Origin of the sequence: Nocardia sp. NPDC059240 (assembly GCF_042753865.1) — a bacterium.
GTDB lineage: Bacteria > Actinomycetota > Actinomycetes > Mycobacteriales > Mycobacteriaceae > Nocardia.
Genome location: NZ_JBHZAC010000007.1, coordinates 416,403 through 428,574 on the forward strand (window position 1 = coordinate 416,403; position 12,172 = coordinate 428,574).

Annotated in this window: 12 protein-coding genes; 9 read left to right on the forward strand and 3 right to left on the reverse strand. The window is 67.9% G+C overall.

The window, feature by feature from the left end; translation table 11 throughout:
- Window positions 1-120: 120 nt before the first annotated feature.
- Window positions 121-411, forward strand: coding sequence for a hypothetical protein (locus ACFXHA_RS27055; protein WP_379361458.1), 291 nt, complete (start codon window positions 121-123; stop codon window positions 409-411).
- Between the two features lie 98 nt (window positions 412-509).
- On the forward strand, window positions 510-2,603 hold the full coding sequence (locus tag ACFXHA_RS27060) for a copper-translocating P-type ATPase (protein WP_379361459.1): 2,094 nt from the start codon (window positions 510-512) through the stop codon (window positions 2,601-2,603).
- Between the two features lie 243 nt (window positions 2,604-2,846).
- On the opposite strand, the gene ACFXHA_RS27065 is transcribed toward ACFXHA_RS27060, so the two are convergent.
- Complete coding sequence (locus tag ACFXHA_RS27065; RefSeq protein WP_379361461.1) at window positions 2,847-3,464, reverse strand: GNAT family N-acetyltransferase; 618 nt, start codon at window positions 3,462-3,464, stop codon at window positions 2,847-2,849.
- Window positions 3,465-3,514: 50 nt separating this feature from the next.
- Between ACFXHA_RS27065 and ACFXHA_RS27070 the strand changes: the two genes are divergently transcribed.
- Together ACFXHA_RS27070 and ACFXHA_RS27075 are read left to right on the forward strand one after the other, a co-directional pair.
- On the forward strand, window positions 3,515-4,669 hold the full coding sequence (locus tag ACFXHA_RS27070) for an alkaline phosphatase family protein (RefSeq protein ID WP_379361463.1): 1,155 nt from the start codon (window positions 3,515-3,517) through the stop codon (window positions 4,667-4,669).
- A gap of 210 nt (window positions 4,670-4,879) precedes the next feature.
- A complete protein-coding gene (locus tag ACFXHA_RS27075; RefSeq protein WP_379361464.1) occupies window positions 4,880-5,551 on the forward strand; it encodes a DUF3159 domain-containing protein in 672 nt (223 codons plus the stop codon).
- On the opposite strand, the gene ACFXHA_RS27080 is transcribed toward ACFXHA_RS27075, so the two are convergent.
- Complete coding sequence (locus tag ACFXHA_RS27080) at window positions 5,537-6,121, reverse strand: QsdR family transcriptional regulator (RefSeq protein WP_379361466.1); 585 nt, start codon at window positions 6,119-6,121, stop codon at window positions 5,537-5,539. The genes ACFXHA_RS27075 and ACFXHA_RS27080 overlap by 15 nt on opposite strands.
- Complete coding sequence (locus tag ACFXHA_RS27085; protein ID WP_379361467.1) at window positions 6,118-7,092, reverse strand: patatin family protein; 975 nt, start codon at window positions 7,090-7,092, stop codon at window positions 6,118-6,120. The genes ACFXHA_RS27080 and ACFXHA_RS27085 overlap by 4 nt, the downstream gene beginning before the upstream one ends.
- A gap of 117 nt (window positions 7,093-7,209) precedes the next feature.
- On the opposite strand from ACFXHA_RS27085, the gene ACFXHA_RS27090 reads away from it, so the two are divergent.
- The 5 genes from ACFXHA_RS27090 (at window position 7,210) to ACFXHA_RS27110 (ending at window position 12,162) form a co-directional block, all read left to right on the forward strand.
- The gene (locus ACFXHA_RS27090; RefSeq protein WP_379361469.1) at window positions 7,210-8,376 is read left to right on the forward strand and encodes an acyl-CoA dehydrogenase family protein; all 1,167 of its coding nucleotides are present in this window, start codon (window positions 7,210-7,212) and stop codon (window positions 8,374-8,376) included.
- A 9-nt stretch (window positions 8,377-8,385) separates the two neighbouring features.
- Window positions 8,386-9,510: an acyl-CoA dehydrogenase family protein gene (locus ACFXHA_RS27095; RefSeq protein ID WP_379361471.1), complete on the forward strand. Its 1,125-nt coding sequence runs from the start codon at window positions 8,386-8,388 to the stop codon at window positions 9,508-9,510.
- Window positions 9,510-10,622 carry an alcohol dehydrogenase catalytic domain-containing protein gene (locus tag ACFXHA_RS27100; RefSeq protein ID WP_379361473.1) on the forward strand — a complete coding sequence of 371 codons (1,113 nt, stop codon included), beginning with the start codon at window positions 9,510-9,512 and terminating at the stop codon, window positions 10,620-10,622. Before ACFXHA_RS27095 ends, ACFXHA_RS27100 begins: the two co-directional genes overlap by 1 nt.
- A gap of 92 nt (window positions 10,623-10,714) precedes the next feature.
- The gene (locus ACFXHA_RS27105; protein WP_379361475.1) at window positions 10,715-12,043 is read left to right on the forward strand and encodes a hypothetical protein; all 1,329 of its coding nucleotides are present in this window, start codon (window positions 10,715-10,717) and stop codon (window positions 12,041-12,043) included.
- Window positions 12,040-12,162: a hypothetical protein gene (locus ACFXHA_RS27110; protein ID WP_379361477.1), complete on the forward strand. Its 123-nt coding sequence runs from the start codon at window positions 12,040-12,042 to the stop codon at window positions 12,160-12,162. The genes ACFXHA_RS27105 and ACFXHA_RS27110 overlap by 4 nt, the downstream gene beginning before the upstream one ends.
- Window positions 12,163-12,172 lie beyond the last annotated feature (10 nt).

Here is a 12,172-nt window from a genome sequence, read left to right on the forward strand (position 1 = left end):
CGCGGAATCGACACGGACCCGAAAAATGATTCTCGCTCCGATTGTCGATTCCCGGTGGCACCCGCGCGACGGATTCACGAGCCGGCCGACCGGGCCGACCAACCGACAAGGAGCACGGCGATGTCCACCTTCATCCTCACCTTCCGCAACGACCCCACCGTCGCACCCACCACCGCGCAGGAAAAGCTGTGGGCCGACTGGTTCGCCGAGATCGGCGAGCACGTCACCGACTTCGGCAGCCGCGTCGGCCAGGCCGTCATGCTCGGCGACGACCCCTCGTCACCGGACCAGCTCTCCGGCTACATCGCCGTGAACGCCGACGACTTCGATTCCGCCGTCAAACTCGCCGGCGGCTGCCCGGGGCTCACCTACGGCGGGCGAGTGGAAATCGGCGAACCGATCGCCATGTGACGCGAGTCCCGTTCCGCTCCGGCTCGCCCGTCTGTACCCATTACCCGTATAGGGTATATGGTCGATACAACGAGGGTTGGTCGGCGGAGGAGTGCGAGATGGAGCGGAACGGGAATTCCGGGCACACGGCGCACGAGGGTATGGATCACTCTGCGCATGCGGGTATGGATCATGCCGCGATGGGGCATGGTGGGCATGCGGGGCATGGCGGGATGTCCATGGAGGACATGGCGCGGGATATGCGGAATCGGTTCGTGGTGGCCGCGGTGTTCTCGGTGCTGGTGATGTTGTGGTCGCCGATGGCTACCGACATGCTCGGGTGGCATCTGGCGGTGCCGTTCGGAATGCGGTCGGACATCTGGGAATTGGTGCTCAGCCTGCCGGTGATCTGCTACTCGTCAACCATCTTCTTCACCGGGGCGTGGGCGGCGTTGAAGGCGCGCACGCTGGACATGATGGTGCTGGTCGCGGTCGGTATCGGGGCGGGATGGCTGTACTCCCTTGCCATTACGCTGACCGGCGGTGGCGAGGTCTTCTACGAGGCGTCGACCATGCTGGCGACGTTCGTGCTGCTCGGGCACTGGTTCGAGATGCGCGCACGGGGTGGGGCCAATGACGCGATCCGCACACTGCTGGATCTCGCGCCGCCGCGCGCGGTGGTGATCCGCGACGGTCAGGAAGTCGAAATCCCCACGGCCGAGGTACAAGTCGGCGATCTGCTGCTGGTGCGACCGGGGTCCAAGATCGCGGTGGACGGTCTGGTCGAGGAGGGTGCGGGCGAGGTCGACGAATCCATGGTGACCGGTGAGAGCCTGCCGGTGCACAAGGAGCCCGGCACCGCGGTCATCGGCGCGACGCTCAACAAGAACGGCACGCTGCGGGTACGCGCCACCAAGGTCGGCGCGGACACCGCGCTGGCGCAAATCGTGAATCTGGTGCAGCAGGCCCAGAATTCGAAGGCCCCGGGCCAGAAACTCGCCGATCGCGCGGCCTTCTGGCTGGTGCTGGTCGCATTGCTGGGCGGCGCACTGACTTTGGCGGTATGGCTGCTGGCCGGTGCCTCCTTCGCGAAGGCGATGCTGTTCGCCATCACCGTCGTGGTCGTCACCTGCCCGGACGCCCTGGGCCTGGCCACCCCGACCGCCATCATGGTCGGCACCGGCCTGGGCGCGCAGCGCGGTGTGCTGTTCAAGAACGCGATGGCGCTGGAGAGTTCGGCCCGCATCGACACCGTCGTGATGGACAAGACCGGCACTCTCACCAAGGGCGAGCCCGAGGTCACCGAAATCGTCACCGGCACCGCCTTTTCCGAAGCCGACCTGCTACCCCTGCTGGCGGCCGTGGAACGCGAGTCCGAGCATCCGCTGGCCGAGGCGGTGGTGCGCTACGCCAAGGAACACGGCCCGACCGATGCCCGCGCCGTGGACTTCGAGAACGTCCCCGGCCACGGTGCCGTCGCGACCGTGGACGGCCACCGGGTGGTGATCGGCAACCGCCGCCTGCTCGAACGCGAGCACATCGACCTCGGTGAACTGGCGGGGGCGCGCGATCGGGTGGCCGGCGCCGGACAGACCGCGGTGCTGGCGGCCGTCGACGGCAAGCCCGCCGCCGTCATCGGCATTGCCGACGCCCCGCGCGAGACCTCCGCGAAAGCCGTTGCGGACCTGCACGATATGGGTGTGCGCGTCGTCATGCTGACCGGCGACAACCAGGCCACCGCCGAACGCATCGCCGCCGAACTGGGTATCGACACCGTCATCGCCGAGGTGCTGCCCGGCGACAAGGCCGCCAAGATCGTCGAATTGCAGTCCGCCGGAAGGAAAGTCGCCATGGTCGGCGACGGCGTCAATGACGCGCCCGCGCTGGCGCAGGCCGATCTGGGCATCGCCATCGGCGCCGGCACCGATGTGGCGATCGAGACCGCCGACGTGGTCCTCATGCGCTCCGATCCGCTGGACGTCCCGACCGCCCTGCGCATCGGCCGGGGCACGCTGCGCAAGATGCACCAGAATCTGGCCTGGGCGGTCGGCTACAACAGCCTGGCGCTGCCGATTGCGGCCGGTGTCTTCGTGCCCGCCTTCGGTTTCGCTCTCCGCCCGGAGATCGCCGCCATGTCCATGTCCGGATCGAGCATTATCGTCGCCTTGAACGCGTTGTCGCTGAAGCGATTGCGGCTGCCGGACCGGGGCTGAATCGACCCGGTTCACTGTGACCCCAATTACACAGGCGGCGGAGCCGTGAGTGGAAACATGATGCCAAGGGTTAGCTATCGCTAATACGGTGGAGCTGCAATATGTCCCCGTTCCGAAAGCCGTGAATCATGCCGATCATCAACCTGGGTTCCGCCGCCATCGACCTGGCCAGCACCGTCACCGGTATCGCCGCCAACATCACCTACCTGCTCAAGGCGTGGGGCCTGGCCTGATCCGCCCCCGTCACGCCGAGAAACCGTCTCCCCGGAGGCGGTTTTCGTGTATCCGGGCCCAATCGCCCTCGAGGATTGACATCACCGTGGCATCGATCCACTCCTCGCCGTAGCGCAGCGATTCCCGCAACACCCCCTCGGCCCGGAAGCCCGCCTTCTCGTAGGCGCGGCGGGCGCGCGGATTGAAGGCGTAGACCTCCAGCGAGATCCGATGCAGCCCGAGCTTCTCGAACCCGTAGCCGACCAGTAGCTCCGTCGCCTCGGTACCCAAGCCGCGGCCCTGGCCATCGGGACCGATCAGAATGCGGAAGTTGCAGCTGCGGTTGCCGGGATCCCATTGATTGAGCACCGCCTCACCGACACAGCGGCCGCTCGCGAGTTCGGTGATGGCCAGGTCCAATCGATCCGGCTGAGCGTTGCGGCTGCTGTACCACTCGCGCAACCGGGCCACCTCGTCCGGATCCTCCGGCGCGATGGTGTCGTCGTGGACGCTGCCGGTGAGCCTGCGGACCTCGGGATCGCGCAGCGCGGCGAGCATCGGTTCGAAGTCCTCCGGCACGAACGGCCGCAGTAGCACCGTGGTGCCGGTCAAGGTGGGCTTGATCGAGAAATCGGTGGATTCGGGCACCGATGGATTATCGGGTGATCGCCTGCACCGCGGTCAATAGAGTCGGACGAATGGTCAGTGCATCATCCGGCGCGACGCCGCACACGCTCGCCGACATCCTGCCGTCCGTCGCCGCCTCCTTCGGACTCGACCAGCGCAATCCGCTGGGCCTCACGCCGAATCGGGACGTGGTGGTGCTGCTCATCGACGGCCTCGGCGCGGAACTGCTTGCCCGCCACCGCGACAGCGCACCGACTCTGGCCGCGCACGTGAACGCGACACTCCTCGCGGGCTTCCCCGCCACCACCGCGACCAGCCTCACCAGCCTCGCCCTCGGCGCACCCTGCGCCACCCACGGCATCGTCGGATACACCTTCGCCCTGCCCGATGGAAACCATCCGCGCCTGCTGAATTCCCTACGCTGGACGTTGGATTCGGCAAGCGGGCCCGACGCTCGTGACGTCTATCCGCCGGAATCCGTGCAGACACAATCGAGTCGGCTGGAAGATCTCGCGGCCCAGGGGATCGACGTGCACTATGTGATCCCGGGCTACCAGTACACCTCGGGCCTGACCCGTGCCGCCTTCCGTGCCCCGGGCACGCTGCACGCGGCCACCACGCTCGACGAGCTGCGGGCCGGAATCCTCGCTGTCGCACAGCATTCCGGTGCGCAGTCGCGCTTCGCCTACGCGTACTACCCGAATCTCGACGCCAACGGCCACCTGTACGGACCGGAGTCACCGCAGTGGCTCGAATCGCTGCGCGAGATCGACGCGGCCGTCGCCGACCTGTTCACCTCGCTGCCCCCCACCTGCACCCTGCTGATCACCGGCGATCACGGAATGATCCACGCGGACACCAGCATCGACCTCGACGCCGCCCCCGCACTGCAGCGCAATGTCGCGTTGATCGCCGGTGAGGCGCGCGTCCGTCACGTCTATCTCGACCACCCCGACGCCCTCTCCGAGGTACACGCCGCCTGGTCGGCCGAGCTGTCCGGCCATGCCACCGTCGTCACCCGCGCCCAGGCTCTCGATGAGCACTGGTTCGGCCTCACCCCGCCGACCCCGGTGATCACCGCCCGGATCGGCGACCTCATCGCCGTCGCCGAAGGCAACACCGTCCTGGTCCGCCCAGCTCTCGAGCCGCTGGAATCCGCCCTCATCGGCCACCATGGCGCGCGCACCTCCGCCGAACAACTCATCCCCCTCATCACCACCCCCTGATTTCCAAGATCAGGGAGCTCTCAACGCGGGAAATCAGGCAGATTTCCACGCTCTGAGCTCCCTGATCTTGTGGGCCGTGGCGTGGGCCACACCTCGGGAGGTGGGCGAGGTGGGCCATAGAGGCATTGCCTGAATCTTGGCGACTTATTACAGTCAGACTGCAATAAGGCTCGATCAATCGAGGTCGACGTCAGGAAAGGCGGCCGGAACATGGCTACAGGAGTTCTCGTGGAGACGGGTAAGCACCGGAAGGCGACGGTCGATCACCAGCGCTCGGGCGCGGCCGAGATGTGGGGCAAGTTCATGGCGCTGGGCGGGCCGAAACACCTGCTCGACGGTGCCGCCCCGGCCATCGGCTTCCTCCTCGGATACGGCATCGCGGACGCGAAGACCGGTGTACTGGTCGCGCTCACCATTGCCGTCGGGCTCGGCCTGTACCGGATGCTGAAGGGCGAGTCGGTCAAGACCGTCGCCATCAGCGTCGCGGCGGTGGCGGTGTTCTCCCTGTTCGTCGGCATCACCGGCGAGGGTCGCGGCTTCTACCTGCCCGACCTGATCATCTGTGCCATCGGCGCGGTCGCCTTCGGGGTGCCGCTGCTCACCGGTCGCCCGCTCTCGCACTGGATCTGCCGCCGAATCGGCCTGGAACCGGCCGAGCATGCCGACCCGGAACAGCGAATTCGACTGCACCACAGGGTGAGTGTGGCGTGGTTCGCGTTCTGGATGCTGCACCTGGTGATCATGGTGCCGCTGTACGTGGCGAACAAGGTGGTCATTCTCGGCACGGTCGCGCTGATTCTCGGCAAGCCGCTGCTGGTGGTCGCCATCGCGGCGACGTTCCTGTGGGTGCGGCGCTCGCTGGACACCTCAAGCGCGAAGTAGCGCGGTTTGCACCTGACGCAGGCGTTCCACATCACCGCGGAAACCGGCCACGGCATCGTTGTAGAGGAACGCCTCCCACAGCCGGACCAGGGCGTAGGACAGGGTGTCTCGCGCGATGGGCGGCCGGTAACCCTCGGCCTCTGCACGCTCGATGAACCGCTCCACCAGCGCCACCGCCGACTGGTGCACGATCCCGTCACCACGGGTGATCAGGCGCAGCGCCGCGGTGGACTCATTGTCGAAATAGGTGCGCAGGGCGTCGTTCTCGACCAGCAGATCGATGGTGCGATTGAGCACCTCGGTGAGCCGCTCGCCACCCGTGCCGCGACTGCGGCGGTCGGCATGGGCGACCGTCTTCTCCAGCTGCCGCGAGACGGCCGCGCCCAGCAGCCCGTCCCGCGAGCCGAACCAGCGGTAGATGCTCGCCCGCCCGACTCCGAGCTGGGCGGCAATAGCGTTGACGTCCAGGCGATTTCCGGCAAGGAACATCGCGATGGCGGCCCCGAGCACATCCTCCGGGCTGGCCGAGGCAGGCCGGCCCGGGGCCCTGGTTCCCTCCGCACGTGTCACGCGGACAGCTTAGGGGCCAGATACGCCGACAAAGTGCGTGCGGTGGCCGCGCGTCCCAGCGCCAGCGCCGTCTGCAGGACCTCGGGATCGCGGGCGATGCGCCCGATCTCGGGGGCCTCGCGCGGCGGCCGAATCTGCAGGACCGCCGGATCGGACTCGAAATCCTGCTCGTCACTGTGGTGGCGCTCGACCCGCGCCAGCCACGGCTGCACCGTCCCCGGCGCGTGCCGGGACAGGAACCGGGCCACCACCCGGGTCTCCAGAGCCGAAGGCGGACGCATGGTTTCGTCCGCGCGACGGGTGCGCAACACCAGGACGCGGGTCGCGCCCTGGGTGAGTGCCGTACGCACCGGCACGGATTCCGAGAGCCCGGCGTCCACGAATCGGCGTGCCCCGATGGGCACCGGCCGCCCGGCCAGGATCGGCAGGCAGGTCGAGGCCCGCAGTGCGGTCTGCACCGAATTCACGTCGCTGAGTTCGGGATTCAGGTCCACGGCGGCACCCGTCTCCGCATCGGTCGCGATGGGGTGGAAGGTGACGGCATTGGCCAGGATCGCCGGAAAGTCCATGGGCACAATGCGCTCGTACACGGTGTGCACCAGGTATTCGGTGTCGACCACCTTGCCGCCGCGCAGCGCCCGGGTCGGGTTGATCACGCGATTGATCACCTCGGGATTCCAGGCCCGCCGCGCCTGGATGGCGCGCCCGCACAGCAGCCACGCCGCGTTGAGCGCGCCCGCCGAGGCCCCGTATACCGCGTCGAAGCAGGGCAGCACGCCCAATTCCTCGATGGCCATGGCCATTCCGTGCGAGTACGCGCCGCGCGAGGAGCCACCCTCGATGACCATGGCCAGCCGATGCGAATCGGTGCGCTGCCCGGGGGTGCTGCCCTCGCGATGCCGTCGGGCGAGGAGTTCGCCGACGCCGAGCGTGCGGTCCTGGTCGGGCAGTCGGTGGTCCTGCTCGGGCACGGAGGCTCCCTTCGGGGTGGTGGACGGTTCGAGTATACGAGGCTATTTGAGACACTCAACTCTCTGTGTATCATATTCGGCGATGGCGGGGGTAGCGATGAAACTGGAGGTCAACGCATGCAACTAGCGCTCACCGACGACGAGCTCGCCTTCCGCGACGAGCTACGCGCGTTCTATCGGAGCGAAATCCCGGCCGAGATCCGCAACCGGCACCGGCACGGCCAGGAACTCAGCAAGGACGACATCGTCACCACCCAGCGCATCCTCAACGCGCACGGACTGGCGACCCCGAACTGGCCGGTGGCATGGGGCGGCAAGGATTGGACCCCGATCCAGCGCCACCTCTGGCACGACGAGATGCAGCTCGCCTCGGTGCCCGAACCGCTCACCTTCAACACCAATATGATCGGCCCGGTCATCGCACACTTCGGGTCCGAAGAGCTCAAGGCGCGCTTCCTGCCCGCCACCGCCAACCTCGACATCTGGTGGTGTCAGGGCTTTTCCGAGCCGGAGGCCGGTTCCGACCTGGCCGGGCTGCGCACCGTCGCGGTCCGTGACGGCGACGACTACGTGATCAACGGCCAGAAGACCTGGACCACCGCCGCCCAGTCCGCCGACTGGATGTTCTGCCTGGCGCGCACCAACCCGGACGCGCCCAAGAAGCAGGCCGGCATCTCCATGCTGCTGTTCCCGCTCGACACCCCCGGCGTCACCGTGCGGCCGATCAAGCTCATCGACGGCGGCTACGAGGTCAACGAGGTGTTCCTGGAGAACGTCCGGGTCCCCGCGAATCAGCTTGTCGGCGAGGAGAATCAGGGCTGGACCTATGCCAAGTTCCTGCTCGGCAACGAACGCACCGGCATCGCCGCCGTCGGCCAGACCAAGGTGAAGCTGTGGCTGGCCAAGGAATACGCCAAGCAGACCCGCCTGGGTGAGAAGACCCTGCTCGACGATCAGCTCTTCGCCACCCGGCTGGCCGAACTCGAAAACGAGCTGCTGGCACTGGAATTGGTGCAGCTGCGGGTCGCCGCGGGCTCGGCCGACGGCAAGCCCAACCCGGTCTCCTCCATTCTCAAACTGCGCGGCACCGAACTGCAGCAGGAGGTCACCGATCTGCTCGTGGACATCGCCGGGCCGGATTCCGTTGCGCGCGAGGACGAGTCGAAACCCGACTGGGCCCGGCGCAGCACCTCGACTTACCTGAACTATCGCAAGACTTCGATCTACGGAGGATCCAACGAGGTGCAGCGCGGCATCATCGCCTCGACGATCCTCGGACTGTGAGGCAGCATCATGGATTTCGATCTCACCCCCGAACAGGAAATGCTCCGCGACACCGTGCGTGACGTGCTCTCGCGCGGCTACACGCCGGAGCGGCGCAATGAAGTCGTCGGCACCGAGCTCGGCTGGGACCCCAAGATCTGGGCGACCTTCGCCGAAATCGGTTTGCTCGGACTGACTTTCGCCGAGGAGGACGGCGGCATGGGCGCGGGCCCCATCGAGGCCATGCTCGTCATGACCGAACTGGGCCGCCGGCTCGCCCCCGAACCGGTGCTCGACTGCGCGCTGCTGCCGGGCTGGCTCATCTCGACCGTGGGCGACGACACCCAGCGCAAGGACCTGCTCCCGCGCATCGCCGAAGGCGAGTTGAAACTCGCCTTCGCCCACGGGGAACCGGGGCTGCGCTGGCCGTCGGCCGACACCGCCACCCAGGCGGTGCGCGGCGAGGACGGCTACCGGATCACCGGCCGCAAGCATCCGGTCTCGCACGGTGATTGCGCCGATCTGCTCATCGTGAGCGCCGCCGTCGAAGGCGGCATCGACCTGTTCCTGGTCGATGCGGCCGACCCGGGTGTGCGGCGCAGCGCGTACGCCACCCATGACGGGCTGCGCGGCGCGGACATCGAATTCGACGGTGCACGGGCGGTCCCGCTCGGTGAGCCGGGGGATGCCTCCGCCGCCATCCAAGCCGCGCTGGCCGGGGCACAGGCCGCGCTGTGCGCCGAAGCCGTCGGTGCGATGGAGGAGTCGCTGCGGCTCACCGCCGAATACCTGAAGACCCGCAAGCAGTTCGGGGTGGCGCTGCGCAGCTTCCAGACGCTCACCCAGCGTGCGGCCGACATGTACGTCTCCCTGGAACTGGCGCGCGGCATGAGCATGTACGCGTCCATGTCGCTGGCCGACGGCATCGTCGACCCGGTCGTCGCCTCCCGTGCCAAGCTGCGAATCGGTCGCTCCGCCAAGCACATCGGGCAGGAGGCCATCCAGCTGCACGGCGGCATCGGCATGACCGACGAATACCCGGTCGGGCACTACACCGCCCGGCTCACCGCCATCGAGCACACCCTCGGTGACTCCACCGACCACCTGCGCTACCTCGGTGGGTACGTCGCCGACTACCAGATGGTCGAAATCTGATGCACATTCGCGGCGCGGTACTGGAGGAGATCGGACGCGAACGGCCCTACGCCGACTCGCGGCCGATCACCGTGTGTCAACTCGAACTCGGCGATCCCGGACCCACCGAGGTGCTGGTCGCCATCGAGGCGGCGGGCCTGTGCCACTCGGATCTCAGTGTGGTGGACGGCAATCGGCCGCGCCCGCTACCCATGCTGCTCGGCCACGAGGCCGCGGGCACCGTGGTGGCGGTCGGCGAACGGGTCGCCGATCTGCTCGTCGGGCAACGGGTGGTCATGAGTTTCCTGCCGCGCTGCGAGGAGTGCGACGCCTGCGCGCGCGACGGGCAACTGCCCTGCACTGCGGGCACCCGCAGCAATTCCGCGGGCGAACTGCTGCATCACGCTGGGCATCTGTCGCGCGGCGGATCCCGGGTGATGCATCACCTCGGGGTCTCCGGTTTCGCCACGCACGCCGTGGTGGACCGGGCCTCGCTGGTGCCGGTCGGCAATTCGGTGCCGCCCGAGGTCGCGGCGCTGTTCGGCTGCGCGGTGCTGACCGGCGGCGGGGCGGTGCTGAACGTGGCGCAGCCGCGACCGGAGGACAGTCTCATGGTGGTCGGGCTCGGCGGGGTCGGCATGGCGGCGCTGCTGGTCGCGAAAGCCATTGGGGTGCAGCGGATCATCGCCGTCGACCGGATGGCCGACAAGCTGTTGATGGCCGAGGAGCTGGGCGCCGGCGAGACGTACACGCCCGAACAGGTCGCCGCCGAGTCGGTGCGGGCGCGGTACGTGGTGGAATGCGCCGGTCACCCGGCCGCGTTCGAAACGGCCTATGCGGCAACGGAACCCGGTGGCATGACGGTGACCGTCGGTCTGCCCGGCCCGAATTCGACCGTGACGCTGCTGCCGTTGAGCATCACGGCCGAGGCCCGCACCATTGTCGGCAGCTATCTCGGCTCCGCCGTTCCCGCCCGCGACATTCCCCGCTACGAGAACATGTGGCGGGAAGGTCGACTGCCGGTCGAGAAATTGATTTCCGCGCGCATCGGACTCGCGGACATCAATGCGGCAATGGATCAACTCGCCGATGGTAAGGCCGTTCGTCAAATCATTTTGTTCGATCGGGACTGACTCCAGAATGACTGTGCCACAGCATTAATGGCAGCGAGCGCCGCACCGATAATCAATGGATTTCCCCGGTGCGGCGCTCGCATACTGCGATGGTGAACACCGCAATAATTCTCGACCATCTCCGCACCCACGGCGCACCCCTGACGCTGTCCCGATCGGGTGTCGTGACGTGGGACGACGCGGAATTCCACCGGGCCGCCCACGCCGCCGACCCCGAGGGGTACGTGCTGACCGCCCTGGTCCCCGGCGTGCACCCGGGCCAGCGCGCCCGCGTCCTGCTGCAGACCCTGCTCAGCTCACGCGCCGACCTGCCCGAACCCACCCGGGCGATTCTCGACAAGGCCACGCGCGCACTGCTTTTCGGCCTGCCGCCAGCCGACGTGATCACCGTCCTACTGACCGTGCGACGTCGCCGCGCCAACCACAAGCACGTCACCCGCGCCATCGCGACCTTCGTACTCGACCACCCGGACGCCGAACTCCTCATCGCCGCCCGCCGCCCCGCCCTGCGCGACTGCCTCGAGCACGCGCTCGGCAAGAACACCGCCCGCGCCTGCCTGCGACAGATCCTCGACGGCACTATCGATTCGCCCGAACTGCACCGAAAGCTGCTGCGGTTCACCGCGAATCCAGCGCGCGCCCTGGAACGGGTCCGCCAGCTGTACGCGCCCGGCACCCACGGCGTCCCGGTGCTCACCGAGCCCATCGCCCCGCTGGAGCCGATCCGTGAACGCGAGCCGATCGTCACCGTCACCAACCGCGGGGATATCGCCGCCACCCTGGTCCACCTCTACCGAGGCGGTCCCGCAGGCGAATTGGGTCCCGCCCTCGCCGGGTACGTGGCGGACACGGTTCGTGGCCTGCCGCGCCTGAACGGCCATATCGCGCTGGTTCTCGACACTTCGGAGTCCATGCGCGGCTACGGCGACCGCGAATGGGCGCTGCTCTCCCAGGCGGAGGCCCTGCGCCTGACCCTGGCCGAGGTGTGCACCCAGCTCACCGTGATCGAGGTCGGCGCTGCTCAGACGTCCGCCACCGATCTGGCCGGCGGCGTACTCGACGCGCTGGAAGTCGGTGTAGTACCACTGAATTCCACGGCGCTCGGCTCGCCGGACCTGGTGGTCGTCGTGACCGACGGCTACGAGAACCAGCTGCCGGGGGACCTGGCCCGGGTCGCGGCAACGCTGCCGTCGATCGGCATCAGCACCCCGATCGTGCTGTGCCAGGCCCTGTTCACCGGCAGCGATGATCGCACCCTGCGCGACCCGGCACCGGCCCTGCCCCATACGGCCTTCTGGCACCAGGACGATTTCGCCCCCCTGCTGCCCTGGCTGTTCGCCCGCACCCCGGGCGGCGCGGACTGGATCCGCACCGCCACCCACCGCTACCTCGACGCCCGACCGGAAGGAGCAACCCGATGACCCGACTCGTTTCCGCACTCGACGCCATCGTCCGGCTCGGGGGCCCGATCTGGTTCGAGCGCCGCCTGATTACTCATCTCGACACCCTCGCGCGTACCCCGGTCGGCGCGATCGGTTAGGAGCTTTGTC

What these genes read in the sequence shown, in the direction of transcription:
- ACFXHA_RS27100 (WP_379361473.1), top strand. Translation starts at nt 9,510, where the DNA reads ATGCACATTCGCGGCGCGGTACTGGAGGAGATCGGACGCGAACGGCCC.
- ACFXHA_RS27060 (WP_379361459.1), top strand. Translation starts at nt 510, where the DNA reads ATGGAGCGGAACGGGAATTCCGGGCACACGGCGCACGAGGGTATGGAT.
- ACFXHA_RS27070 (WP_379361463.1), top strand. Translation starts at nt 3,515, where the DNA reads ATGGTCAGTGCATCATCCGGCGCGACGCCGCACACGCTCGCCGACATC.
- ACFXHA_RS27075 (WP_379361464.1), top strand. Translation starts at nt 4,880, where the DNA reads ATGGCTACAGGAGTTCTCGTGGAGACGGGTAAGCACCGGAAGGCGACG.
- ACFXHA_RS27055 (WP_379361458.1), top strand. Translation starts at nt 121, where the DNA reads ATGTCCACCTTCATCCTCACCTTCCGCAACGACCCCACCGTCGCACCC.
- ACFXHA_RS27095 (WP_379361471.1), top strand. Translation starts at nt 8,386, where the DNA reads ATGGATTTCGATCTCACCCCCGAACAGGAAATGCTCCGCGACACCGTG.
- ACFXHA_RS27090 (WP_379361469.1), top strand. Translation starts at nt 7,210, where the DNA reads ATGCAACTAGCGCTCACCGACGACGAGCTCGCCTTCCGCGACGAGCTA.
- ACFXHA_RS27110 (WP_379361477.1), top strand. Translation starts at nt 12,040, where the DNA reads ATGACCCGACTCGTTTCCGCACTCGACGCCATCGTCCGGCTCGGGGGC.